This window comes from Bradyrhizobium genosp. A (assembly GCF_049949275.1).
In the GTDB taxonomy this organism is placed as follows: domain Bacteria; phylum Pseudomonadota; class Alphaproteobacteria; order Rhizobiales; family Xanthobacteraceae; genus Bradyrhizobium.
Genome location: NZ_CP188196.1, coordinates 3,673,566 through 3,698,771 on the forward strand (window position 1 = coordinate 3,673,566; position 25,206 = coordinate 3,698,771).

General features: G+C 64.1%; 24 protein-coding genes. 17 read left to right on the forward strand and 7 right to left on the reverse strand.

All coding sequences use genetic code 11. The features are described 5' to 3' along the window. Window positions 1-52 precede the first annotated feature (52 nt). Genes ACP2YP_RS16870 through ACP2YP_RS16885 form a run of 4 tightly spaced genes read left to right on the forward strand, consistent with a single transcriptional unit; the run spans window position 53 to window position 3,254 of the window. Window positions 53-766, forward strand: a complete 714-nt coding sequence (locus ACP2YP_RS16870; protein WP_426425442.1) for a PIG-L deacetylase family protein — start codon at window positions 53-55, stop codon at window positions 764-766. Then, entirely contained in the window at window positions 763-1,446 is a 684-nt protein-coding gene (locus tag ACP2YP_RS16875; RefSeq protein WP_426425443.1) for a 4-carboxy-4-hydroxy-2-oxoadipate aldolase/oxaloacetate decarboxylase, read from the forward strand. Before ACP2YP_RS16870 ends, ACP2YP_RS16875 begins: the two co-directional genes overlap by 4 nt. 24 nt (window positions 1,447-1,470) lie before the next feature. After that, complete coding sequence (locus ACP2YP_RS16880; RefSeq protein WP_426425445.1) at window positions 1,471-2,340, forward strand: hypothetical protein; 870 nt, start codon at window positions 1,471-1,473, stop codon at window positions 2,338-2,340. Next, window positions 2,337-3,254, forward strand: coding sequence for a DUF1932 domain-containing protein (locus ACP2YP_RS16885; RefSeq protein WP_426426179.1), 918 nt, complete (start codon window positions 2,337-2,339; stop codon window positions 3,252-3,254). Before ACP2YP_RS16880 ends, ACP2YP_RS16885 begins: the two co-directional genes overlap by 4 nt. Before the next feature lie 16 nt (window positions 3,255-3,270). Here the strand turns inward: ACP2YP_RS16885 and ACP2YP_RS16890 are convergent, their stop codons facing one another. The 3 genes from ACP2YP_RS16890 to ACP2YP_RS16900 form a co-directional block, all read right to left on the reverse strand. Beyond that, window positions 3,271-3,588: a hypothetical protein gene (locus ACP2YP_RS16890; protein ID WP_426425446.1), complete on the reverse strand. Its 318-nt coding sequence runs from the start codon at window positions 3,586-3,588 to the stop codon at window positions 3,271-3,273. Between the two features lie 141 nt (window positions 3,589-3,729). Then, on the reverse strand, window positions 3,730-4,935 hold the full coding sequence (locus ACP2YP_RS16895; RefSeq protein ID WP_426425448.1) for an amidohydrolase family protein: 1,206 nt from the start codon (window positions 4,933-4,935) through the stop codon (window positions 3,730-3,732). A 40-nt stretch (window positions 4,936-4,975) separates the two neighbouring features. Beyond that, window positions 4,976-6,217 carry an amidohydrolase family protein gene (locus ACP2YP_RS16900; RefSeq protein WP_426425449.1) on the reverse strand — a complete coding sequence of 414 codons (1,242 nt, stop codon included), beginning with the start codon at window positions 6,215-6,217 and terminating at the stop codon, window positions 4,976-4,978. 213 nt (window positions 6,218-6,430) lie between these two features. Here ACP2YP_RS16900 and ACP2YP_RS16905 point away from each other — a divergent pair, with 213 nt between their 5' ends. Beyond that, window positions 6,431-7,339 (forward strand): amino acid ABC transporter substrate-binding protein, encoded by a 909-nt coding sequence (locus tag ACP2YP_RS16905; RefSeq protein ID WP_426425450.1) that lies wholly within the window; start codon window positions 6,431-6,433, stop codon window positions 7,337-7,339. Between the two features lie 10 nt (window positions 7,340-7,349). Here the strand turns inward: ACP2YP_RS16905 and ACP2YP_RS16910 are convergent, their stop codons facing one another. After that, window positions 7,350-8,576, reverse strand: a complete 1,227-nt coding sequence (locus tag ACP2YP_RS16910) for an MFS transporter (protein ID WP_426425452.1) — start codon at window positions 8,574-8,576, stop codon at window positions 7,350-7,352. A gap of 91 nt (window positions 8,577-8,667) precedes the next feature. Here ACP2YP_RS16910 and ACP2YP_RS16915 point away from each other — a divergent pair, with 91 nt between their 5' ends. Genes ACP2YP_RS16915 through ACP2YP_RS16930 form a run of 4 tightly spaced genes read left to right on the forward strand, consistent with a single transcriptional unit; the run spans window position 8,668 to window position 12,258 of the window. Beyond that, a complete protein-coding gene (locus tag ACP2YP_RS16915; RefSeq protein WP_426426180.1) occupies window positions 8,668-9,138 on the forward strand; it encodes a MarR family winged helix-turn-helix transcriptional regulator in 471 nt (156 codons plus the stop codon). A gap of 2 nt (window positions 9,139-9,140) precedes the next feature. Next, complete coding sequence (locus tag ACP2YP_RS16920; protein WP_426425453.1) at window positions 9,141-11,192, forward strand: FUSC family protein; 2,052 nt, start codon at window positions 9,141-9,143, stop codon at window positions 11,190-11,192. Next, window positions 11,189-11,395, forward strand: coding sequence for a DUF1656 domain-containing protein (locus tag ACP2YP_RS16925; protein WP_148749382.1), 207 nt, complete (start codon window positions 11,189-11,191; stop codon window positions 11,393-11,395). Before ACP2YP_RS16920 ends, ACP2YP_RS16925 begins: the two co-directional genes overlap by 4 nt. After that, window positions 11,392-12,258: an efflux RND transporter periplasmic adaptor subunit gene (locus ACP2YP_RS16930; protein ID WP_426425454.1), complete on the forward strand. Its 867-nt coding sequence runs from the start codon at window positions 11,392-11,394 to the stop codon at window positions 12,256-12,258. Before ACP2YP_RS16925 ends, ACP2YP_RS16930 begins: the two co-directional genes overlap by 4 nt. 239 nt (window positions 12,259-12,497) lie before the next feature. On the opposite strand, the gene ACP2YP_RS16935 is transcribed toward ACP2YP_RS16930, so the two are convergent. After that, a complete protein-coding gene (locus tag ACP2YP_RS16935) occupies window positions 12,498-13,646 on the reverse strand; it encodes a glycoside hydrolase family 172 protein (protein ID WP_426425455.1) in 1,149 nt (382 codons plus the stop codon). Window positions 13,647-13,779: 133 nt separating this feature from the next. Between ACP2YP_RS16935 and ACP2YP_RS16940 the strand changes: the two genes are divergently transcribed. The 7 genes from ACP2YP_RS16940 to ACP2YP_RS16970 all read left to right on the forward strand — a co-directional run bounded on the left by ACP2YP_RS16940 (window position 13,780) and on the right by ACP2YP_RS16970 (window position 19,609). After that, window positions 13,780-15,639: a flavin-containing monooxygenase gene (locus ACP2YP_RS16940; RefSeq protein ID WP_426425456.1), complete on the forward strand. Its 1,860-nt coding sequence runs from the start codon at window positions 13,780-13,782 to the stop codon at window positions 15,637-15,639. Window positions 15,640-15,644: 5 nt separating this feature from the next. Next, window positions 15,645-16,451 carry a shikimate dehydrogenase family protein gene (locus tag ACP2YP_RS16945; protein WP_426426181.1) on the forward strand — a complete coding sequence of 269 codons (807 nt, stop codon included), beginning with the start codon at window positions 15,645-15,647 and terminating at the stop codon, window positions 16,449-16,451. Window positions 16,452-16,581: 130 nt separating this feature from the next. Continuing rightward, window positions 16,582-17,400 carry a lytic murein transglycosylase gene (locus ACP2YP_RS16950; RefSeq protein ID WP_426425457.1) on the forward strand — a complete coding sequence of 273 codons (819 nt, stop codon included), beginning with the start codon at window positions 16,582-16,584 and terminating at the stop codon, window positions 17,398-17,400. A 112-nt stretch (window positions 17,401-17,512) separates the two neighbouring features. After that, the gene (locus tag ACP2YP_RS16955) at window positions 17,513-17,734 is read left to right on the forward strand and encodes a hypothetical protein (RefSeq protein ID WP_027532266.1); all 222 of its coding nucleotides are present in this window, start codon (window positions 17,513-17,515) and stop codon (window positions 17,732-17,734) included. 12 nt (window positions 17,735-17,746) lie between these two features. After that, window positions 17,747-18,169: a hypothetical protein gene (locus ACP2YP_RS16960; RefSeq protein WP_426425458.1), complete on the forward strand. Its 423-nt coding sequence runs from the start codon at window positions 17,747-17,749 to the stop codon at window positions 18,167-18,169. Between the two features lie 395 nt (window positions 18,170-18,564). Continuing rightward, the gene (locus ACP2YP_RS16965; protein ID WP_148749390.1) at window positions 18,565-19,011 is read left to right on the forward strand and encodes a MaoC family dehydratase; all 447 of its coding nucleotides are present in this window, start codon (window positions 18,565-18,567) and stop codon (window positions 19,009-19,011) included. 100 nt (window positions 19,012-19,111) lie between these two features. Further along, the gene (locus ACP2YP_RS16970; protein ID WP_426425459.1) at window positions 19,112-19,609 is read left to right on the forward strand and encodes a hypothetical protein; all 498 of its coding nucleotides are present in this window, start codon (window positions 19,112-19,114) and stop codon (window positions 19,607-19,609) included. A gap of 146 nt (window positions 19,610-19,755) precedes the next feature. Here ACP2YP_RS16970 and ACP2YP_RS16975 read toward each other — a convergent pair whose 3' ends face one another. Further along, window positions 19,756-22,944 carry an efflux RND transporter permease subunit gene (locus ACP2YP_RS16975; protein WP_426425461.1) on the reverse strand — a complete coding sequence of 1,063 codons (3,189 nt, stop codon included), beginning with the start codon at window positions 22,942-22,944 and terminating at the stop codon, window positions 19,756-19,758. Window positions 22,945-23,129: 185 nt separating this feature from the next. Continuing rightward, window positions 23,130-24,371: an efflux RND transporter periplasmic adaptor subunit gene (locus ACP2YP_RS16980; protein ID WP_426425463.1), complete on the reverse strand. Its 1,242-nt coding sequence runs from the start codon at window positions 24,369-24,371 to the stop codon at window positions 23,130-23,132. A gap of 201 nt (window positions 24,372-24,572) precedes the next feature. On the opposite strand from ACP2YP_RS16980, the gene ACP2YP_RS16985 reads away from it, so the two are divergent. Then, a complete protein-coding gene (locus tag ACP2YP_RS16985; protein WP_426425465.1) occupies window positions 24,573-25,175 on the forward strand; it encodes a TetR/AcrR family transcriptional regulator in 603 nt (200 codons plus the stop codon). The last annotated feature ends 31 nt before the right edge of the window (window positions 25,176-25,206 follow it).

A 25,206-nucleotide genomic window follows, 5' to 3' on the forward strand; every position in this document is an offset into this window, starting at 1 on the left:
GCATGACGCAGGCGGCCTATGATGTCGACGAACGAAAGAGGGGAGTAGTCCCATGAAAACAGGTCTCGTGATCACCGCCCATCCGGGCGATTTCGTCTGGCGCGCCGGCGGCGCCATCGCGCTGCATGCGAAGAAGGGCTATCGCATGAAGATCGTCTGCATGTCCTTTGGTGAGCGCGGCGAGAGCCAGTTCGCCTGGAAGGAAAAGGGCGCGACGCTGGAATCGGTCAAGGCCGGCCGCAAGGATGAGGCGGAGCGGGCGGCAAAGCTGCTGGGCGCCGAGATCGAGTTCTTCGATTGCGGCGATTATCCGCTCAAGCTGACGGAAACGCATTTCGACCGCATGGTCGATATCTACCGTGAACTCAATCCGAGCTTCGTGCTGACGCACGCGCTGGAAGACCCCTACAATTTCGACCACCCGAACGCAGCGCATTTCGCGCAGGAGACCCGCGTGGTGGCGCAAGCCATGGGCCACAAGCCGGGGGCGAAGTACCAATATTCGGCGCCGCCGGTGTTCCTGTTCGAACCGCACCAGCCCGAGCAGTGCAACTACAAGCCGGACGTGCTCCTTAGGATCGACGAGGTCTGGAAGGAGAAGTACGAAGCGTTCCAGATTCTCGCCGCGCAAAAGCATCTCTGGGGTTATTACGAGCGCGTCGCGCTCAACCGCGGCATCCAGGGCAGCCGCAACACCGGGATTTCCATGACCTACGGCGAGGCCTATCAGCGCCTGTTCCCAACCGTTGCGGAGGTGCTGGCATGAAGCCGGTCGTCGTTCGCAACATCAAGCGAGCCGATCCCGCCGGCATGGCGGAATACGGCGTCTCGACCGTGCATGAGGCTTATGGTCGCATCGGCCTGATGAAGCCTTACTTGCGGCCCGTCTGGGCGGGCGCGTCGATCGCGGGTCCCGCCGTCACTGTACTGGCGCAGCCCGGCGATAACTGGATGATCCATGTTGCGGTCGAGCAGTGCAAGAAGGGCGATATCCTCGTCGTCGGCTGCACTACCGACAATACGGACGGCATGTTCGGCGAGCTGCTCGCGACCTCGCTGCAGGCACGTGGCGTGCAGGGGCTGATCATCGATGCCGGCTGCCGCGACATCAAAGCGCTGCACGGGATGAATTTTCCAGTGTGGTCGCGCGCGGTTTCGGCCAAGGGCACGGTCAAGGCCACGCTCGGCTCGGTCAACGTCCCCGTGGTCTGCGCCGGCGTCAACGTCGACCCCGGCGATATTATCGTCGCCGATGACGACGGCGTCGTGGTGGTGCCGAAGCGGTATGCCGCCGAAGTTGCCGAGAAGGCGAAGAAGCGCAACGCCGACGAAGGCGGCAAGCGCCAACGCCTTGCCTCAGGCGAGCTCGGTCTCGACATGTACAGCATGCGCGAGGCGCTGGCGAAGGCGGGGCTTGTCTACGTCGACAATCCCGAGGACGTCTAAGGCGACAAGAAGCGGAGCGCACCGATGGATCGGCTCAAGCTGAAGGCCGTGCTTGGCAGTCATCCCCATGTCCAGGCGGTCAAGAGCGGCGAGCTCGGCTCCGACCTGTTCGATCTCGACTTCATCGAGTACACGCCGACCAACGCGGCGTTCAAGCCGATGGTGCGCGAGCAGGCGTTTGACATCTGCGAGATGGCGATCGTCACCTATCTGATGGCGAAGGCGCACCGCAAGCCGCTGGTGCTGTTGCCGGCGACCATGATGGGCCGCTTCCAGCATTCCTATGCGCTGTACAATCCTGAAAAGGGAACGCTCGGGCCGTCCGATCTCGAAGGCAAGCGCGTCGGCATCCGCTCGTTCACGACGACGACCGGCGCCTGGATCAGGGGCATCCTCGCCAACGATTACGGCGTCAATCTCGACAAGATCCGCTGGGTGACGTTCGAGGATCCGCATGTCGCCGAATATGTCGACACCACCGAGCGCGCGCCGAGGGACAAGAAGGTCTTGCAGATGCTCATCGACGGCGAGGTCGACGCGGTCCTCGGCGAGACGTCGAACGATCCCAGGCTGAAGCCGCTATTCCCCGATCCGGCTGCGGAGGCCGCCAAATGGTACGCGCGCCACGGCGTCGTACCGGTCAATCATCTCGTGGTCGTCACCGAGAGCCTCGCGAAATCGCGCCCCGAAATGGTCGTGGGCGTCTATGATCTGCTCAAGCGGAACAAAGAACAGGTCGGACCTGCGGCGACACCCGATTTCGTCCCGTTCGGGATCGAGGCAAACCGAAAGCCGTTGGAGCTGATCGTCGACTACGCATTCCAGCAGGCGTTGATTCCGCGCCGCTATGCAGTCGAGGAGCTTTTTGATGCGACGACACGAGGGTTGAACTGATGTCGGATCCGAGGCGATGGCAGATCGGGCTGGTTGGCTACGGCGAGGTCGGCAGGATTCTTGCTGAGGATCTGCGCCAGCAGGACATCAAGGTTGCCGCCTATGACATCAAGCTCGGCAGCGAGCAGGGCGTGCCGCTGACGGAGCATGCGGCGAAGTTCGGCGTGAAGCTCGCGGCGTCTCACGCTGAACTGACCGCGAAATCCGATTTCATCATCTCGGCCGTCACTGCGAGCCAGGCCGTCCCGGTCGCAAAGGCCTGCGCGGCGGCGATCAACCAGGGCACCTGGTTTCTCGACTTCAACTCGGCATCGCCAGGCGCCAAGCAGCGCGCGGCGGCGCTGATTGACGGGGCCGCGGGGCGCTATGTCGAGGGCGCAGTGATGACCTCGGTGCCGCCTTATCGCATCAAGGTGCCGCTGCTGCTGGGTGGTCCCGGCGCGAAGGAGCTCGAGCCGCTTTTGAACGCGATCGGCTTCGCGGCGAAGGTCGCGAGCGACAAGCTCGGTGTGTCCTCGGCCGTGAAGATGTGCCGCAGCATCATGATCAAAGGCCTCGAAGCCATGGTCATCGAAAGCTTCACCACTGCGCGCGCCTATGGTGTCGAGGATGCAGTGCTGGCGTCGCTCACGGAAACCTTTCCCGCCATCAATTGGGAGAAGCAGGGCGCCTATTTCTTCCAGCGCGTGATCGAGCACGGCCGCCGCCGTGCCGAGGAGGTGCGCGAGGTCGCCGAAACCGTGCGCGAGGCGGGGCTGACGGCGTGGTCGGCGCAGGGCACGGCCGAGCGTCAGGCCTGGGTGGCCGATCTCGCCGATGAAGGCCTGTTCGGACCCAAGGGAACGAAAGAGTTCGCCCGCAGCGCCGATTGGCGCACCGAGGCGGATCGCATCCTCGCGAAGATCAAGCGCTGACTCCGAACGCGCGCGCTCAGCTCAAAATTCTGCCGTCGTCGCGATAGCCGGAGACTTCGTCGCGGGCGGCCTCGATCAAATCGATCAGGCTCTTGGCCTCGCGGACGATGTCCTTGGTGCGCTCGGTCCTGAACTCGGTCAGGATCATGCGAACGCACTTGTCTGCGGTATCAAGCGTCCACAGCGCGCGAGCCATGTCGTCCTGCGTGCGGATCGCCGAGATATCGAGGCCTGAGAGAACTTCACCGATGCCGGTCAGCCGCTTGACGGCGGTTTCCGCAGGGGTCTTCGCCTGCATGGACTGGTAATCAATGCTGCTGAATGCGCTGAACATATCTAAAACTCTCCGTGAACGCAGATGATCAGTGCAAGGTCTTAGTAAGATTACCTGACCCTCCTCGCAACGCGTTTTGCTACGGACCGGGATTCTACCGGACTCGGATTTTGAGGCGGGATCAGCGGTACGATTGGACGGTTAGGCGCGCTTGCCGACAACCTTGCCGTTTACCGCAACAAGTTTTCCCTCCTTGTACACGGAGCGCCCCTGCGGTACCGCGACGACGGCCTCGGGGACATGGGCTGCATTCAGCGTCACGAAATCCGCCTTGCCGCCGACACGCAGGCCGTAGCCTTCGAGCCGCAGTGCCTTGGCGCCGGCCTCGGTGACGACGTCGAATGCGACCCGTAATTCCTCATCGGTGTTGAAGCCCGAACGATAACCGAGCGTCGTCGCCCGGCGCAGCATGTCGCCGTCGCCATAGGGCCACCAGGAATCGCGGATGTTGTCGTTGCCGCTGAACACAGTCACGCCGGCATTGCGCAATGCCAGGATCGGCGGGAAGGGCCGCGCGCCCGGTGCGTTCGTCATGATCGCGACGCCGGAACGGGCGAGGGTGTCGGCGACTGTCATGAGCTGATCTGTGGAGATGTCGCCGAGTCCGTAAGCGTGGCTGATGGCGACATGGCCCTCCATGCCGAGCGCACGCGTGCGCGCTGCGATCTGCTCGATCTCGAACGCGCCCAGCGTGCCCATGTCGTGCAGGTGAATGTCGACGTCGATGCCGTGCTTGTTGGCGACGTCAAACACGACATCGAGATGCTTCTCGACGTCGCGGTCAAAGCTCGCGGGATCGAGCCCGCCGACGAGGTTCGCGCCGAGCCCGATGGCTTCGTCGAGCAGTTGCGACGTGCCCTGGCTCGCCAAAATGCCGCTCTGGGGAAAGGCAACGAGCTGGATATCGATCAGGCCGCGATATTCCTCGCGCACGCGCAAAATGGTCTCCAGCGACTTCAGGCCGACCGAGCCATCGACCATGACGTGGCTGCGCATTTGCGTGCTGCCGTGGCCGATGCAGAGATCGAGCTGGCTGCGCGCCCGCACGTCCATCGGCGCTGACGCGGCCATGTTCTGGGCCTGAAAGGCCACGCGTTCGTGCACGTTGAATCCATCAGTGCACGGCCTGTGCGGACGCCAGGCGTCGCCATAGAAGCTGGTGTCGAGATGGATGTGGCCTTCGACGAAGCCGGGAACGACGAGGGCGTTGCCGACGTCGACCGTCTCGTCATCGCGGGTGGGCGCGTCAGCCGGCATGATCGCGGCGATGCGGCCGTCCTTTACCCCGATGTGATGTCGCGCCCCGTCGTCGAAGCGCGCGTTGAGGAAGATCTTGTCGAAGGCCATCCGGTTGCTCCGTTGGTCGATTTGGAGTTGCGCGAGCGGTTCAGTTTCTCGGCTTGAGCAGCGTCGCTCGCTTCCGCTCAAAGGTTTGCCGCCCGTTCTTGAAGCCCATCAGGACATCCGGCAGCTCGGCAATGGCGAAGCGGCTGTCCTGCGTGTCGAGCACGACGAGATCGGCAGGTTTTCCAACCGCGATCCCGTAATCCCTGAGGTTCATCAGCCGCGCCGGCAGTTCGGTGACGAGATCGAGGCAGGTGTCGAAATCGCCGACGGCAGCGTGGGCGACATTGGCGTAAAAATTCGCCATCCGCAGCAGCGAGGCATCGCCGAATGGGGTGAAGGGATTGAGCACGTTGTTGGTCGCGATCGAGCAGACGATGCCATCACCGGCGAGCTTGTGCGCGAGCGTCAGTCCGCGCGGCGCGTTGTGGGTGGCCTCGCGTCCCATCAGATAGAGATCGGTCGCGGGCAGCACGGTGACGGCGACGCCGGCCTTCGCCAATTGCGCGATGGCCGCCTTCAGCCGTTCCGGCGGCAAGGCCGAGAGTTTTGTGGCATGCCCGATCGCGACGCGACCACCATAGTTGCGCTGTGCGGTCTGCCGGCAGACCTCGTCGAGATGCGACCAGGAGGGATCGAGATCGAAGTCGAGATGGAGATCGACGTCGAGGTCGAATTGCTGGGCGAGGTCGAAGATGCGCGCGAGATGCGCGTTTGGGTCGGTGTCCGTATAGGGGCAGCCGCCGATCGCCTCGGCGCCGTCGCGCAAGGCCTCGACCAGCAGCTCCTCGGCTCCGGGATCGTTGGTCAGGCCCTCCTGCGGGAAGACGCAAAGCGACAGGTCTATCGCCCAGGCGTAATCGCGCTTGAGCGCCTTGACCGCCTCGAAGCTGCGCAAGCCGATGCGCGGGTCGATCTCGACATGAGTGCGCATCCGCGTCGTGCCGTGGACGATGGCGCGCTCAATCACTTTTGCGCCGCGCGCATAGACATCGTCGACGCCAAAATCCCGTTTCATGGCCGAGACGGCGCGGATGGCATCGCCCAGCGTGCCGTGGATGTGCCCACAACGCTCGAGCAGGCAGGCCTTGTCGAGATGGATGTGGGTGTCGACGAAGCCGGGCAGGGCCAGCCGCCCGCCGAGATCGACCTCGACGGCCTCGCAGGCCAGCCCGGGTTCGATTGCGGCAATACGTCCGCTCGTCACGCCGATATCGACGGGCGTAGGGGATGATCGCAACAGGGCGTTGCGGAAGATCAGGTCGAAGGCGGTCTGGGCGGTCATGGCGGGGAATCTTGCTGGAGAACTTATAGCAGTGGGCAGCAATGTAGCGGGAGACATGACGAAAATATATGCGTCCTCCCGGACCTCCCCGCGCATATCGAAAGCTGCGATAACTGATAAGCGCAGGCTGCTCTGGTGGCTGCCGCGCGGCTGGGCTATCAACCGTTCGATTGCGCCCGGCATGGAGGCGCAACCCGCTTTCAGGAGCCCCCGATGCGTCTACCCGCCGTTCTCTTGGTCGTCACTTGTCTCGCCGGCGCAGCTTCCGCCGAAGATCTGTCGGGCACGCTTCAGAAGGTCAAGGAGACCAAGAAGATCACGCTGGGCTATCAGGAAGCCTCCGTGCCCTTCAGCTATCTCGATGGCAACCAGAAGCCGGTCGGCTTTGCCATGGACATCTGCCTCAAGATCGTCGACGCCGTGAAGAAGCAGCTCGGCATGCGCGACATTGCCGTCGACTATGTCGCCGTGACCTCGTCGAACCGCATCCCGCTAATGGTCAACGGCACGCTCGACCTGCACTGCTCGGCGACCACCAACAACGCCGACCGCCAGAAGCAGGTCGCTTTCACCAACACGCATTTCCTCAGCGCGACGCGATTTGCCGCCAAGAAGGCCGCCAAGATCAACACCATCGACGATCTCAAGGGCAAGGCCGTGACCGCGGTGGCAGGCTCGGTCAACCTGAATCAGCTCGCCAAGGTCAATACCGAGCGCAATCTCGGCATCAAAATCACGCCGGCCGTGGATCAGGCCGAGGCGTTCCTGCTACTCGAGACCGACCGCGCGCAGGCCTACGCGCTTGACGACGTTCAGCTCGCGGTCGCGATTGCGCGCTCTAAGGAGCCGGCTCTGTTCATGATCAGCGAAGAGACGTTTTCGAAGGCCGAGCCCTTCGGGATCATGCTGCGGCGAGAGGATGCGCCGTTCAAGGCGCTGGCCGATCGCGCCACGGCCGAGCTCTATGCGAGCCCGGAGATCGAGGTGCTCTACAGGAAATGGCTGGAATCCCCGACGCCGCCGAACGGCATCAACTACAACGTCCCGATGTCGACGGCGTTGCGCAACGCCTTCAAGACCCCGAGCTCGAGCGCCGATCCGGACGTGTATCTGGTGAAGTGAGGTGAGGGCGCTAGCGGGCGCGTGGCGTGTCCAGCAACTGGCCGGCCAGCGCTGCGCCGATGACCGCAATCGCGGCCATGACGAGGGCCCAGGTGGCGAACAGGCGATGACCGATCAGCGCACCGCTCAAAAGCGGGGCGCTGATATTGGCACCCGACATCAGCGACTGATTGAGCCCCATGATCATGCCCTGGCGGTTGATCGCGGTGGAGCGCGACAATTCCGCCGTCAGTGTGCTGCGGGCAAACATGGTGCCGACGATGATTAGCGTCAGATAGAGTGCGAGCAGGCTGATGTTGCAGCCGGCGGCGAGGCCGGCAAATCCGAGGCCCATGCAGGCGAAGGCCGCCATGACGATGCTGCGGTCGGAGGCGATGAGGTTCGCCCGGGTGATCAGAACTCCCTGAACCACTATGTTGATGAAGCCGGCATAGGCGAACATCCAGCCGAGCTCGCGCGCGCCGAAGGGATGGCCGTCCCAGGAGAACTGTGCCGAGAGGAACAGGCCGATCTGCGACAGGAACATCGAGTTGACGAAGAAGAACACAATCAGCAGGCCGAGCAGGCGCCAGGCGTAGCGCATGCCGAACAGGCTGCGCACCAGCGTCGGCTCGGGTACACGATGCTGGTAGAGCGGCTCGGACGCCGGATGGTCGGGCGGAAGCAGGGCGATCGTTGCGAGAATGCTGATAAGCGAGAGCGCGGCCGCGGCCCACACCGGTGCGGTCTGGCCGTAATGAACGAGGAAGCTCGACAACGCAGGTCCCAGCAACAGCCCGGTTCCAATGGCGCCGCTGGTCATGCCGAGCGCCTGCTTGCGCGTCGCCGGCGCGCTGTGCTCGGCGGCATAGGCATGCGCGACCGAGATGTTGCCTGATGTCAGGCCATCGATGATGCGTGCCAGAAACACCAGCGTCAGATTGCCGGCCAGCGCGAGCAGGACAAATCCGATGAGTGTCCCGAACTGGCTGACAACCAGCACTTTCCGCCGTCCGTAACGGTCGGAGAGAATGCCGACCACGGGACCGGCGATGAGCTGGCAGACGGCATAGACCGAGATCAGCGCGCCGATCAGGAACGGCGTAGCGCCGAGCCGCTGCGAATAGAACGGCAGCAGCGGCAGGATGATGCCCATCCCCGTGGCATCCACCGCCACCACGACGAAGGTCGGGACGAGCGACAGTGCGCTCTCGCCCGCGTTCGCCCGTCGAGCCTCCGCCGTGGAACCCCGGCCCATATCGTGGTGTCCTCGTCGCTTTTGCGTGATCGCCTCCAACACACGGGATTATATAGTTGCAGACCAATAGTTCGTGTCCTATCTAATTTGCATGGCACCTTCGCAGGCTCATATCCACGGCGAAATCGGCCGGCTGATCACGCGCCTTGCCCGCATCTGGCGGCGCGAGTCGGATCAGGCGCTGTCCGATCATGGCCTGTCCTATGCCACCGCAATCCCGTTGCTGGTGCTGTCGCGGCAGGGCGAGAACGTCCGCCAGGGCGTGCTTGCCGACGAGCTCGGCATCGAAGGGCCCTCGCTGGTGCGGCTGATCGACCTGCTCCAGGCCGAGGGCCTGGTGGAGCGCCGCGAGGACCCGACCGACCGGCGTGCCAAAACGCTCCACTTGACGAAGGCGGGCGAGGTCAAGGTCGAGGAGACCAACCGCATTTTGCGGCGTGTTCGTGCGAGCCTGCTGAAGGATATCGGTGCGGATGAACTTGCGATAACCTTCGAGACGCTCCAGCGCATCGAGCGGCGGGCCAGCCTGCTTGAGGCAAAGGCGTTTCCAGAGACGAAATAGTCATGCGCGCGGAAGAACCGTTCCTGGTCCGCCATGCGGATCTCATTTTCGCTTTGAAGACGTTTGCCGCGTCGATGCTGGCGCTGGTTATTGCGCTCGCGATGGACCTGCCGCGGCCGTATTGGGCGATGGCGACCGTCTACATCACCTCGCAGCCGCTCGCCGGCGCGACCAGCTCAAAGGCCTTCTTCCGCGTGATGGGCACGCTGGTTGGCGCGACCATGACGGTGGCGCTGGTGCCGAACCTGATCAATGCACCCGAATTGTTGTGCCTCGCCATCGCGCTCTGGGTCGGGCTGTGCCTTTATCTGTCGCTGCTCGACGGCACGCCGCGCAGTTACGTCTTCATGCTCGCCGGCTACACCGTCGCGCTGATCGGCTTTCCCTCGGTGTCCGACCCCGGTGCGATCTTCGACACTGCGGTGGCAAGGCTCGAGGAGATCTCGCTCGGCATCATCTGCGCCAGCCTGGTCTCGACGATCGTGTTTCCCCGCAGCGTCGCGCCGGCGGTCGCCGGCCGTGTCGACAGCTGGCTCCTGGATGCGCGCCGCCTCAGTCAGGTCGTGTTGCTGCGTGAGGGCACCAATGAAATCCGCCGCGGCAAGCGCCTCAAGCTCGCGACCGATATCGTCGAAATCGACACGCTCTCCGCCCATCTCGCCTATGACCGGTTGACTGATCGCAATGCGGTGGCCGGCCTCGGCGAGATCCGGCTGCGCATGCTGATGCTGCTGCCCGTGATCGCCTCACTGGAGGATCGGCTGGCTGCGTTAGGGGAGGAGGCCCTGCGCCAGCAGCCGGAGCTGAAGCGATTGCTGGAGGATCTGGCGCAATGGATCGTCAGTGACGTCAGCGCACGGCAACCGGCCGAGCGGATTCGCGCCATGATCGCGGAGCGCCAGGCGGTGCTCGATGACGGCGCGTCATGGGAGCGGATCATCACCACCAGCCTATTGTTGCGGCTGCGTGATCTCGTGGACCTCTCGTTCGATTGCCGCGCGCTGTCCGAGGCGATTGCCGAAAATCGCAGTGTTTCGAGCCTTGATCTTGCCTTCCATTCCGAGGCCGGTGCCGCCCCCGCGCGTCACCGCGACCGCGGCCTTGCATTGTGGTCGGCGGCCGGCGCGGCCGTGGCGATCCTGATCTGCTGCGCGTTCTGGATCGGGACCGGCTGGCCGGACGGCGCGACGGCGCCGATGATCACTGCGATCGCCTGCTCGTTCTTCGCCGCCCAGGACGAGCCGGCGCGCTTCATCCGCAGCTTCGGCCTGTGGTCGTTGGTCGCCATCGTGGTCGTCGCGATCTATCTGTTCGCGGTGGTGCCTGCGATCTCCCATATCGAGGTTCTGGTTGTCGCGCTGGCGCCGACGTTCCTGCTCTATGGCTTCCTGATCGCGCGGCCGGCGACGGCGGGCACCGGCATGGCGCTCGCGGCCAACACCGCGACGCTGCTGGCACTGCAATCGACCTACAGCGCGGAGTTTGCCTCCTACGCCAATTCCGCCGTCGCTTTTTTCATCGGCGTCGTCGTCGCCGAGCTCGTGACTCGGATCGCGCGCGGGGTGGGCGCGGAGTGGATCGCCAACCGTTTGGTGCTGTCGAGCTGGAAGACGATCGCGGTTGCCGCCGAACGGCGCGGCAAGCGCGACCGTGCGGAATTCGCAGGCGTCATGCTGCATAGGCTCGGTCTTCTCGTGCAGCGCATCGCCTTCCTCTCGGAGAGCGACCGGCGCGACGCCGACAGCCTCGTGCAGCTCCGAATCGGGATCAATATCATCGACCTGCGCCGCGCGCGCTATGGGCTCGCGGCATCGACCATTTCCGTCATCGACGACATGCTCGACCAGCTCGCCATCGCCTGCCGCAACTATGCGGGCGGAGGAATGCCGCGCGAACTGTTGACCAGCGTCGACCGGGCGCTGGCCCAGGCGGTGAAGGATCCCAATGACAACGCGCGCGAGGACGCCCTGATCGGCCTTGTCGGCATCCGCCGCGGCTTGTTCCCGGACGCGCCGGCCTATCGGCCGCGCGCAGGCGAGAGTGTGGCGGCATGAGATATGTGATCGACATCTATGGCGTGCTGGTGCCGGCGCTCTTGCTCTGGATCATCGTCGCCTATGTGCTGAGCGCGCTTCTTCGCCGGCTGATGCAGCGCTTTGATCTCTACCGGCTGGTCTGGCACCGCGCACTGTTCGATTTCGCCATTTTCGTCTGCCTTCTCGGCGGCGTCGTCTATCTCTCGGAGTATCTCTCATGAAGGGGAATCTTGCCTGGCTCGGCCGCCTTGCAGTGACCGTCATCGTCGTCGTCGCGGCGCTCGCCGTCGGCCGCGAGTTGTGGGTCTACTACTTGGAGTCGCCCTGGACGCGTGACGGCCGTGTACGTGCCGACGTGGTGCAGGTCGCGCCCGACGTCTCCGGTTTCGTCACAGACGTGCTGGTCAAGGACAATCAGAAGGTCCATCGCGGCGATGTGCTGTTCAAGATCGACCGCGAACGGTTCGCGCTGGCGCTGCGACAGGCTAACGCGTCAGTCGCCGGACATCAGGCTACGCTCGACCAGGCCAATGCCGATCTGAAGCGCTACAGCGCGCTGACGACCGACGCGGTCTCGCAACAGAAGCAGGAGCAGGTGCTCGCGACCCAGCTCCAGGCCAAGGCGGCGTTTGATCAAGCCGTCGCCGACCGTGCCGTCGCCCAGCTCAATCTCGATCGCAGCGAGGTCCGGGCCTCCGTGAACGGCGTGATCACCAACATGGATCTGCGGCCCGGCGCTTACGTCACCGCCGGCAAGGGCGTGATGGCGCTGGTCGACAGCGACACACTGCATGTGGAGGGCTATTTCGAAGAGACGAAGCTCGCGCGCATCCGCACCGGCGACAAGGTGCAGGTCCGCCTGATGGGCGAGAAGGTCACGCTCACAGGCCATGTCGAGAGCATCGCCGCCGGCATCGAGGACCGCGACCGCGCCGAGGGCGCAAGCCTGCTCGCGAACGTCAACCCGACTTTCAGCTGGGTGCGGCTCGCCCAGCGCGTGCCCGTGCGCATCGCGCTCGATCCGGTGCCCGACGGAATGTCTCTCGTCGCCGGCCGCTCGGCGACAGTGGAGGTTCTGAATTAGCTGCGCGGCTTGTGCCGTGCATTATTGCGCCCTCTCCCCTTGTGGGAGAGGGCATCTCCCCTGGTCGATGCAAACTCACTTGGGTGAGGGGTCTGTCTCCGCGGATAGATACCCCTCATCCGGCGATTCGCGCCACCTTCTCCCACAAGGGGAGAAGGAAGAAGGTGCGGCACGTGTTTGGCACTTCGCCTACACGCTCGAATATTTCTTCAGCTCGAACCGCGCGATCAGGCGTCTGGCTAGTCGATCTCGAGATATTCCGGGTCGGCCAGTTTGGGGAACGGGGCGGTCGGCAGCGTCTGGTACCAGAACGCCACGGAGGCGATGTCGTCCTGCAACGGGAGATATTTTGCCTCCTTGAGGCCCGTTCGCCAGCCCAGCGCCTGGATCGTGACGCGAAGGTCGCTCTGGAAGCGAATGGGATCTGGGATGTGCCAACGATACATGCCGAAGCGCTGCTGCGATTTGTAGACGCCGTCGGGACGGATCACCTGCGGCAGGCCGGCATAGGGCGTGGTGAATTCCTGATAGCGCGATTGCTGCACGGCGCCGCGGCCGGAATGCGCCACAAAGGGATCGAAATTGTAGGCGCCGCAGAAATAATCCTCGGTGCCGGTACCGCAGATGGTGGGGAATTCGCCGTCGCCGTCGATGAAGAACTTGATCTCGCCTTCGCCCCACCAGCCGTTGTTGTTGACGCCCCAGGCCATGTAGGTGCCGACATATTGGCCGCGCCCGCTGACGCCGTCGAGGATGGTGTAGACCTCCTTGTAGGGCAGCGGATTGGTGCGCCGGAATTGCGCATGGAAATAGGCGCAGTCCTCGGGCACCTCGGTCAGCACGTAGTTGATCTGGTAGTAGACCGTCAGCGCTTCTTCACTCCTGTTCTCCATCGTGAAGCGCGCGCGCTTGCGGAAGGGCATTTCCCAGTAGCAGTTGAAGGCGCGGCCCGGATTGACGCAGACCGCGAGCGACGACACCTGCGCAAATTCCTCCCATCCGCAGGCGAAGAAGTCGCCGGCCGGGCATTCGACGCTCGGCTGCTCCTGGCCATCCCAGTAGATCCGCAAAATCGAGTGGCGCAGACGCCCGCGCGCCAGCGTCATCCAGATCTGCTGGATGGCGCCCTGGCCTTCGATGTCGGCGAGCGTGAATGTTGCGCCGGGTTCGATCACGACATAGGGCGAGATCTTCCAGCCTTGTCCGAGATCGTGGGCCTGAGCCGCTGCGGGCCCGTCGACGGACATGCCGCCCTTGCCCTTTTCGCCGGTGAAATTCTCGGGGCTGATCGAACGCGTCTGCGCGTTCGACAGGCGCGACAGATTGCCGAGATGCAGGCCCAATCCGGAAAACGCCATGATGTCCTCGATCAGGGGTGAGCGATGCAACGGATATATCGCTCCCGAATCTACCAAAAGATGAAGATGATCGTGCAATGAGAGGGCGATTGCATGCGTCACTTTTTCAGGGCTAACTGGCGCGAACTGCAGGCCGAAGCAGCGCCCGCCGTGGAGGAGATCGATGTCAGCGGAAAGACACAAGACCGGCGCAGCCGGCGCGCCTACCATCGACATTCAAGCCTTGCGGGCGCGCTATCGTGACGAGCGCGACCTGCGTCTGCACTCCGAAGGCAAGGCGCAGTATGTCGAGATGGCCGCAGACTTTGCCCGCTATCTCGACGATCCCTGTGCCGATGCCGGATTTGCGCGCGCGCCCGTCAGCGAAGAGAGCGAGGTCGTCGTCGTCGGCGGCGGCTTCGGCGGCTTGCTGTTTGGTGCGCGTCTGCGCGCGGCCGGCGTCACTGATTTCCGCATCGTGGAAAAGGCTGCCGATTTCGGCGGCACCTGGTACTGGAATCGCTATCCCGGTGCAGCCTGCGACACCGAGAGCTACATCTACCTGCCGCTGCTGGAGGAGACCGGTTACATGCCGGTGCGCAAATATGCGCGTGCGCCGGAGATCTACGAACACTCGCGCCGCATCGGCCGCCACTTCGGTCTTTACGAGCGCGCGCTGTTTCAGACCGTCATTTCGCGCATGGCGTGGCAGGAGCGGGAGGGACGCTGGCTGGTCGAAACCGACCGCGGTGATCGCATCCGTGCGCGTTTCGTCATCCTGGCCGGAGGTCCGTTGAGCCGGCCGAAGCTGCCTGGCATTCCCGGCATCGAAAGCTTCAAGGAGCACAGTTTCCATACCAGCCGCTGGGACTATGCCTACACCGGCGGCAGCGCCGAGGGAGGCCTCGACGGGCTTGCCGGCAAGCGCGTCGGCATCATCGGCACCGGCGCCACCGCCGTGCAGTGCGTGCCGCATCTCGGCCGCTCGGCGAAGGAGCTCTACGTGTTCCAGCGTACGCCGTCGGCGATCGGCGTGCGTGACGACCGGCCCACCGATCAATCCTGGGCGGAAAGCCTGAAGCCCGGCTGGCAGCGCGAGCGGATGGACAATTTCACCGCTGTGATTTCGGGCGAGCCGTTCGAGCAGGATCTGGTGCAGGACGGCTGGACCGGCCTGCTCGGCGAGATTTTGCTGGCGCCGCGTCGTCAGCCACAGCCGGTGACCTCGATGGAGGAGGCGCTAAAGGTGATCGAGCAGGCCGACTATCGCAAGATGGAGGAGATCCGGGCCCGCGTCGACGCCGTGGTGAAGGACGACGCGACGGCCGCGGCGCTCAAGCCCTGGTACAAGGCGTTCTGCAAGCGGCCGTGCTTTCATGACGAATATCTCGACACGTTCAATCGTCCCAATGTGCATCTCGTCGACACCGGGGGCAGGGGCGTCGAGCGCATCACGGAGAATGCGGTCGTCGTCGACGGCAAGGCCTATGAGCTCGACTGTCTGATCTACGCCAGCGGTTTCGAGGTCGGCACCGACTATGCGCGCCGCATGGGTTTTGAGGTCTACGGCCGTGACGGAGTCAGCCTGTCGGAGCGCTGGCGCGATGGCGTCAAGACGATGCACGGCTTCTACAGCCGCGGCTTTCCGAACTGCTTCCTGATCGTGACCGTGCAGGCCGGCCAGAGCGCCAACTTTCCGCACATCATCGACGAGCAATCGCAGCACATCGCCTATGTCATCGATCAGGCGCGCAAGCGCGGTGCCAGGACGTTGGAGCCGACGCTCGCGGCCGAGAATGCCTGGGTCGACGAGGTCGTCAAGGCCGCGCTCGGCCGCCAGACCTACCTCGCCGAATGCACGCCCGGTTACTACAACAATGAAGGCGTGTTCGATCCGATCGCGGCGCGCAACAGCCAATATTGGCGCGGGCCGGTGGCGTTCCTCCGGCTGCTCGCCAAATGGCGGAAGGAAGGCAGCCTGGACGGATTGGAATTGACCTATGGAGCGGACGCGAAAACCGACGGGGCCCCGGTCCCGGCATGAGCGGCATGATCCCGGCGCCATCAGGTGCAACGCGGCTCTACGTCATCGTCGGCGATCCCATCGCCCAGGTGCGGTCGCCCGCGGGAGTCTCGGCCGAGTTCGCAGCGCGCGGCCATGACGGCATTCTCGTTCCGGTTCAGGTTGCGACCGCCGATCTGCCGGATTTTCTCTCGGTGGCGAGCCGGCTGAAGAACCTCGACGGCATCGTGGTGACCATTCCGCACAAATTCGCCTGCTATCAGGCCTGTGCCAGCGCGACGGAACGCGCGCACTTCCTGCGCACCGTCAACCTGATGCGCCGGCGGGCCGATGGTTCGTGGCACGGCGACATGGTGGACGGCCTCGGTTTCCTCGGCGCCGCACGGACGAAGGGGATTGATCCCAGGAGAATGCGGGCGCTTCTCGTCGGTGCAGGCGGGGCAGGCTCGGCGATTGCGCTTGCTCTGGTCGAGGCCGGCGTGAGTGAGCTCGCGGTTCACGACAGCTCGGCGGAACGGCGGGATGTGCTTGTCCATCAGCTCAACGGGCTCGGCAGAGCGTCCGTGCGGGCAGGCAGCGTCGATCCCGCAGGCTTCGACTTCGTCGCCAATGCCACGCCCGCCGGGATGCAGGACGGCGATCCGCTGCCGGTCGATGTCACGCGGCTGGCACCGTCGGCCTATTGCGGCTGCGTGATCACGAAGCCAGAAACTTCGCCCTTCATCGCGGAGGCCCGCAAGCTCGGCTGCGTTACCGCGACTGGCACCGACATGTACCAACAGCACCAGAGCATCATGGTGGATTTCCTGCTTGGGACCGATGACGGACGCTAAGCGTTTGATTGATGTCAAGCGCTGTGCATGCATTGATTGCATCAGTCGGGGGGCTTGAGCGCGCGCGGCTGACGTAGGATCATGCCCGCGCGCGAGCCGGTCGCGCAAAATCGAGGGAAGGGAACGCGGAATGACCAAGGGCAGGACCGTTGCGACGGCGATGATTGGCGCGGCCGCGCTACTGTTGTCCCTGATCCCCGCCGCCCATGCCGCGCAATGCGGCAACGGACCCGGCGGCTTCGAGGCCTGGAAGCGCGAGTTTAGTGCGGAGGCGCAGGGCAAAGGCATCGGTCAGACCGCGATCTCGGCCCTGATGCAAACCAACTACGCCAGCGCCACCATCGGCGCCGACCGCAGCCAGCACAGCTTTTCGCTCTCGCTCGACCAATTCCTGGCCAAGCGCGGCGCCACCACCATCGTCGCGCGCGGCCGGTCGCTGAAGCAGTCGCAGGCCGCGATGTTCGCCTCGATCGAGCAGCGCTACGGTGTGCCGCCGGGGCCGTTGATCGCGATCTGGGGTATGGAGACCGGTTTCGGCAGCCAGCGCGGCAACCAGAACATGCTCTCGTCGATCGCGACGCTCGCTTATGACTGCCGCCGTCCCGAATTTTTCACCGAGCAGCTCTATGCTGCGCTGAAGCTGGTCGACCGCGGCGCGCTGTCGGGGGCAACCCGCGGCTCCATGCATGGCGAGGTCGGCCAGACCCAGTTCATGCCCAAGAACATCCTGGCCTATGGCACCGGCAATCTCGACGTCGCCGCCAACGCGCTGAGCTCGACGGCGAACTTCCTCAAAGCCAATGGCTGGCGTGCGGGAGCCGGTTACCAGCCGGGCGAGCCGAATTTCGCCGCCATCCAGGCCTGGAATGCGGCAGGCGTCTACCAGAAGGCCATCGCGCTGATGGGCCGGCAGATCGACGGGGGTGGTGGGGCGGCGGCGGCGCGCTGAGGCGCTCAGCAAGGCGTGACCCACCGCACGAGAGAAAGTTGTTGCTTTCGGGAACCGACGGCATGAGGTTTGCTTAGATCAAGTTCGGGGCTGGGCATGAGGAGAACTCAACATGGCTACCCAGATCGTGATGGACCAGACCGGCGATACACGCCACGAGTTTGATCCAGAAAATGCCGAAGCGTTGGCGCGGGCCGAACAACGCTTTCGGGAATTGACCGGCGCGGGCTTTACCGCCGCGTACCGGACCGGGCCCGGCGAAGTCACGCGTATCAAATCGTTCGATCCGACCGCGCGGGAGACGCTGTTCTATCCCCGCTTGGTCGGCGGTTGATCTGAACGGCTCATGATCGCGGTCTTCAGGCTCCGCGCGCCCGCGCGAGCGCGCCTGCACGCGCTCCGCGAGCTCTACCGGCGCTTCTTCGGCGAGAACACGCCCGAGGCGCGCGGTCGGCGGCTGTTGTCCGAATGGCTGTCTGAAGAGCAGCGCGCACAATTCGAGCAGCACCGGCATTTTGACGTCATCGGTTGCGACAGCGGCAAGCGCTATCGCATTCACTACGGCACCGCCGCCAACGTCCACGAGGTCGACGACGCGGGAAATGCAACGATGGGGTGGTGCTTCGTCCCGTCAGGCTTCCTCGTGCCGGGCGACGTGATGCTGGCGCAGAAGATCGCGATCGAGACAGACGAGAAGGGAGCTCTGGCGCTCGCTAACCGGTTTCCACCGGCAACGCATTCCGAGCACTTCTACCGGCGGCCGTTCTAGCGAACAGGCCCGGTGGGAGAGCCGGTCAGAGGTGCGTTGTGCGATAGGCGTCGAGCGCATGTGCCGCAAAAACGCCGACGCTGCAAAGGGCAAGGAGGGCCGAGATCAGCTCGATCATAGCTCGTCCTCCCCAAGCGGCCGGGCGACGAGATGCTGGCAGCAGGCATATTCGCAGATCAGGTCGAGGAAGAATTGCATGACGCACGTCCCTGTATGATTTTGACAACCAGTTAACCGGCCATCTGTTTCAGGCGTGTTTCGTCGATTTGGGAAAGCGGTTTCGCGGGGAACCCCGGGGCTGGCCTATGACCGGCCAAAACGCTACATCCGAGCCACCGATCCATCCCTTTGGTCGTGCGTATCGCGCGCGTCGCATCACATTTCGAGGCAAAATCATGGCACAGGTTGCCTGGTTCGACGATCTCACCGTCGGCATGCGTTTCAAATCCCCGGAGGTCGAGGTCACCGAGGCCGACATCAAGCGGTTTGCCGCCGAGTTCGACCCGCAGCCGATGCATCTCGACCACGAGGCCGCCAAGGCGACCTTGTTCAACGGCCTGGCTGCGTCGGGATGGCACACCGCGGCGATCGCGATGAACCTCGCGATCCAGACCCGTCCCTTCGGCCCGCATCCGCTGATCGGCGCCGGCGTCGACGGGCTGCGCTGGACCATTCCGGTGCGGCCGAACGACCGCCTGCATCTGGTCGGCGAGGTCATGAGCCTGACGCCGTCGAAGTCGAAGCCGCAAGGCATCGCGCTGGTGAAATGGACGATGTTCAACCAGAACGGCGAGGAGGTTTACACCTTCACCCCGATCGCGATCGTGCCGCGGCGCGCCTAGGGGGCCGCCATTGGCTATCGGCCGGGTCGAGCCGGCTGAGGCCCTTGCGGCCTGCCGGGAGAGATGGTCAGTTTGGTCCGGGGAAACGCTGGAGGCTGACATGAAACGATTTCTTCTTGTCGCTGCGCTGCTCGGGGGCGCCTTGAGTGCCGGGCCGGCGCTCGCGCAACAATCCAAAGTCGGCGACTGGACCATCGAGAAGCGTACCCAGGACACCCATTGCAACGCGAGCCGCGGCTACAAGGATAAGAACGACGAGAACCGCGACTACGTCATCGTCATCACCTATTCCGACAAGGCCATCGTGATCGTGATGATCTATGATGGCTGGGAGTGGGACAAGGTCGGCGAGATCCTGAAAGCCGATGTCGGCACCGACGACGCCGACATCATGTCGAAGGCGAAGTGGGAGGTCATGGACAAGACCACCGTGCGCGGCATCTTCGAGTATGATCAGTCCATCATGGACCGCCTATCGAAAGCCAAGCGCCTCACGCTCGATTTCGAGGACGATGATGACGACAGCATCGAGATGCAGACTCCTCGCGCCGGCGAAGCGCTCGCCGCGCTGAAATTCTGCGAGGAGAACCGGAAATAAGATGCCGCGCGCCTGAGGCGCGGTTGATTGAGCAAGCAGCGAGCGGGCGCGTGATGCACGGCACACAGCCCGCCCGCTGTTCGCATTTATCCTGGTCTTTGGCGAAGACGTCTCGACGTCATGCCCTATTCGGGGATTTCCCTGCTTTAGTGCTTGAGGCCTTGCACGGGTGCCGTGCTGATGTCGCTGCCGTGATGCACCAGCGGCTTCATGCCGGTGACGGTCCGCAGCAGCACATAGAACACCGGCGTCAGGAACAGGCCGAACACGGTGACGCCGATCATGCCGGAGAACACGGCAACGCCCATGGCACGCCGCATCTCCGAGCCGGCGCCGGTCGAGAGCACCAGAGGCAGTACGCCCATGATGAACGCCATCGACGTCATCAGGATCGGACGTAACCGCAGCCGGCTCGCCTCGATCGCGGCCCGGATCGGCGTACGACCGGCGAATTCGAGCTCGCGCGCGAATTCGACGATCAGGATCGCGTTCTTGGCGGAGAGACCGACCAACACGATGAGGCCGATCTGGGTGAAGACGTTGTTGTCGCCCTTCGAGAGCCAGACGCCGAACATCGCCGCCAGCAGCCCCATCGGCACGATCATGATGATCGAGAGCGGAAGGGTCAGGCTCTCGTAGAGCGCCGCCAGCACCAGGAACACCAGGAGGATCGCCAGCGGGAACACCCAGAGCCCGGAATTGCCGGCGATGAACTCCTGATAGGTCAGGTCGGTCCACTCGAAGGCAAAGCCGGGCGGCAACGTCTCCGCCGCGATCCGGGTCGCTGCCTCCTGCGCCTGGCCTGACGAGAAGCCGGGCGCGGCGGCCGCGTTGATGTCGGACGACAGGAAGCCGTTGTAGCGGATCGCGCGCTCTGGACCCGCGCTCTGGCGGATCGTCATCAGCGCCGAGAGCGGCACCATGTCGCCGGACGATGAGCGCACCTTCAGCTGCCTGATATCGTCGGCACGGGCGCGGAACGGCGCGTCGGCCTGGACATAGACGGAGTAGGTGCGGCCAAACTTGTTGAAGTCGTTGACGTAGTAGGATCCCAGATAGATCTGGAGCGTGTTGAACACCTCCGTCACGGGCACGCCGAGCTGGAGCGCCTTGGTGCGGTCGATGTCGGCGAACAGCTGGGGCACGTTGACCTGGAAGCTCGAGAACACGCCGGCGATCTCCGGCGCCTTCTGCATCGCCGCCATGAACGCCTTGGTGGCTTCGTTCAGCGCCTCATAACCGAGACCGGCGCGGTCCTCGATCTGGAGCTTGAAACCGCCGATGGTGCCGAGGCCGTTGACCGGTGGCGGCGGGAACATGGCGATGAAGGCTTCCTGGATCCCCGAGTATTTCTTGTTGAGATCGGCCGCGATGGCGTTTCCGCTCAGTGCCGGGCCCTTGCGCTCATCAAAAGGCTTCAACGTCGAAAACACGATGCCGGCATTGGACGAGTTGGTGAATCCGGAGATCGACAGGCCCGGGAAAGCCACAGAGCTTTCGACACCGGGCTGGGTCAGCGCGATGTCGCTCATCTTGCGGATCACCTCTTCGGTGCGGTCGAGGGTGGCCCCATCGGGCAACCGCGAGAAGCCAACCAGATATTGCTTGTCCTGGCCCGGCACGAAGCCGCTCGGCACCTGCTGGAACAGGAAGGCAGTGATGCCGACCAGCACCACATAGAGTCCCATCACCGCGGCCTTGCCTGAGATCACCTTGGTGACGGTGCCGCTGTAATTCTCCGAGGAGCGCGTAAAAGCCTTGTTGAAGCCGCGGAAGAACCAGCCGAGCGCCTTTTCGAGGATGATCGTCAGGCGGTCCTTCGGCTCGTTGTGGCCCTTGAGCAGCAGGGCCGACAGGGCCGGCGACAAGGTCAATGAGTTGACGGCCGAGATCACTGTCGAGATCGCGATCGTCAGCGCGAACTGCTTGTAGAATTGCCCGGTGAGGCCGGAGATGAAGGCCAGCGGCACGAACACGGCGATCAGCACCATCGCGATCGCGATGATCGGGCCGGAGACCTCGCGCATGGCCTGATAGGTGGCATCACGTGGCGACAGCCCGCCCTCGATGTTGCGCTCGACGTTCTCGACCACGACGATGGCGTCGTCGACAACGATGCCGATCGCGAGCACCAGGCCAAACAGGCTGAGCGCGTTGATGGAGAAGCCGAACAGATGCATCACCGCGAAAGTGCCGACGATCGAGACCGGCACGGCGAGCAGGGGAATGATCGAGGCGCGCCAGGTCTGCAGGAACAGGATCACCACCAGCACCACCAGCGCAATCGCTTCCAGCAGCGTGTGGATCACAGCCTCGATCGAGGAGCGCACGAACTGGGTGGGGTCGTAGACGATCTGGTACGACACGCCCTCCGGCATGTTCTTCTTGATTTCGGCCATGGTGGCGCGGACGTGGTCGGAAATCTCCAGCGCGTTGGAGCCCGGCGCCTGGAAGATCGGGATTGCGACCGCCTGCTTGTTGTCGAGCAGCGAGCGCAGGCCGTATTCCGAAGCGCCCAATTCGATACGTGCGACATCACGCAGCCGCACGACTTCGCCGCGCGTGCCGGTCTTGACCACGATGTCGCCGAACTGTTCTTCATTCGCCAGGCGTCCCTCGGCATTGACGGAGAGCTGCAGGTCGATCCCCTTGACGTTCGGGGAGGAGCCGACCACGCCGGCGGCGGCCTCGACGTTCTGCGCCTGGATCGCCTTGACGATGTCGCTTGCGGTCAGCCCGTGCTCGGCCGCCTTCTGCGGATCGACCCAGACCCGCATCGAATAATCGCCGGCGCCGTAGAGCTGGACGTCGCCGACGCCGTCGATCCGCGCCAGACGGTCTTTGACGTTGAGCACTGCGTAGTTGCGCAAATACGTCATGTCGTAGCGGTTGTTCGGCGACAGCAGATGCACGACCATCGTGAGGTCGGGCGAGGACTTCTTGGTGATGATGCCGAGCTGGCGCACCACGGCCGGCAGGCGCGGCTCGGCCTGCTGCACGCGATTCTGCACCAGCTGTGTCGCCTTGTCAGGATCGGTGCCGAGGCGGAACGTCACCGTCAGCGTCATCGCGCCGTCGGTGGTCGCCTGGCTCGACATGTACAGCATGCCTTCGACGCCGTTGATCTGCTCCTCGATCGGTGTCGCCACCGTTTCCGCGATCACCTTGGGATTGGCGCCGGGATAGGTCGCGCGCACCAGCACCGAGGGCGGCACGACGTCGGGGTATTCCGAGATCGGCATTGCGAACAGCGAGATCAGGCCTGCGAGGAAAATCAGGACCGACAGCACGCCTGCAAAAATCGGACGATCGATGAAGAACTTTGAGAGATTCATGGCTTTGCCCCTGGGCAATATCGTGCGGTTCCCCGATAGCTCCGCCGTCGTTCCGGGGCGTGGGCGAAGCCCGCGAACCCGGAATCCAGAGGTGAAGTGATCGGAGTTTCGTAGGTTCGAGATTCTCAGGTGCGCAATTACGCACCGTAGTTCGCGCTACGCGCGCCCCGGAATGACGGAGAACATTAGCGTTGCACCACGTCCTGGTTGCTGTGGTTGGAGGCCTGCTGTCCGCGCGCGCCCATCGCCGCCACCTCGGTCTTGAGGAGAGCGCCGGGACGCACGCGCTGCAGGCCGTTGACGACGATGCGATCGCCGGTTTTCAGACCCGCTGTCACGATGCGCAGTCCGTCGACCGAGCCGCCAAGCGTGATCGGCCGGTAGACCGCACGGCTGTCATCGCCGACCGCCATCACGAACTTCTTGTCCTGATCGGTGCCGATCGCGCGCTCGTCGATCATCACCAGTGTCTGCTGCTTCGGCTGGCCCATGCGCACGCGGGCGAACTGGCCGGGAATGAGACGCCCGTCCTCGTTGGGGAACACCGCGCGGACGCGGATCGTGCCGCTCTGGCCGTTGACCTGGTTGTCGATGAGCTGGATGTGGCCCTTGGCCGAGAGGCCGCCGGAGGTCGCCATCTCGACCGGGATCTGGTCGAGATTGCCGCGCTTGCCGGACGCATCCGCGATCGAGTTCAACGCACGCAGCACGACCTCCTCATCCGCATCGAACGAGGCGTAGATCGGATTGACCGAGACCAGCGAGGTCAAGACCGGGGAGGCGGTGCCGGCGGCGACGAGATTGCCGACGGTGATCTCGAACTTGCCGACGCGGCCATCCACGGGGGCGCGCACCTCGGTGTAGTCGAGATTGAGCTTTGCGGTGTGGAGCGTCGCTTCCGCCGCCTTCACGTTGGCAATGGCTTCACGATTGGCGTTGTCGCGCTGGTCGTAGTCGCGCCGTGTGACCACGGCGTTGCCGACCAGCTGCGCGCCGCGCTCGAGCTCGCTCTGGGTGAAGACCACGCGCGCCTTCGCGGCCTCGAGCTGTGCGTTGGCCTTGTCGACCTCGGCCTCATAGGGCGCCGGATCGATCTTGAACAGGACGTCACCGGCCTTCACCAGCGCGCCCTCTGTGAAATTGGTCGACAGGATCGCGCCGGCCACGCGCGGGCGAAGCTCGACGCGGTTGATGGCTTCGAGCCGGCCGGAGAAGTCGTCCCACAGCACGGTCTGCTTTGGTTCGATCAGCGCGATCGTGACAGGAACGGCCTGCTCAGCGGCGGCGGCCGTTGCGGTCGCTTGCGCGGCGCGAAAGTAATGGCCGGTTGCGATCGAACCGGCCACGGCGAGGGCACCCACGATCGCAACGCCGCCGAGAAGGCGGCGGACACGGCCGGGACGAAGGGTATTTTGGGAGGGGGGCATTTGCGCGCTCCAGAAATGTAGTGTTCACTACAGATGTGGAGCTGGATATCGCAGCGCAAGATACTTATGTACCATTCACTAAGAAAATTGTAGCCGCTTACCGCAAGATTGGGAAGGCGGAAGAGAAAAGAAAGACAGAACAAATAGATAGGACCAGGCGTTAGGTCGAGGGACGACGCCGATTCCTGAGGAGACAGGCACATGGGCATGGGACGCCCCCGCGAATTCGACGCCGAAGTCGCGTTGGATCAGGCGATGGAAGTGTTTTGGCGCCATGGCTATGAGGGCGCCACGATTGCCCAGCTCACGGAGGCCATGGGCATCAACCCGCCGAGCCTCTATGCCTGCTTCGGCAACAAGGAAGGCCTGCTCAAGGCCGCGCTCGACCGCTACAGCAAATTGCGCGGCGCCTGGATGGACGAGGTGGTGGCCGCACCCACCGCCCGGGATGTTGCCGAGCGGATGCTGATGGGCATCGCCGAGAAGCAGACCGATCCCGCCAACCCGCCGGGCTGTCTGCTCGTGCAAGGCGGTATCGCCTGCGGCACCGGCTCCGAGAACGTCCCGTTCGAGCTCGCCGCCCGCCGGGCCGAGAATGAAGACCAGCTCCGCGAGCGTTTTGTTCGTGCGAAGGCTGAAGGCGATCTCAAGCCGACCTCGGATCCCGCCGCGCTTGCGCGCTATGTCTCGGCGGTGTCCGTCGGCATGGGCGTGATGGCGTCTTCGGGCTCCGACCGTGAGGCGCTGCGACAGGTGGCGACCGTAGCGGTGCAGGCGGTTGAGGCGCAGTCGGCGCGCGGGTAAGGCTCCAAAGGGATCAGCCCTGCGATCTCGC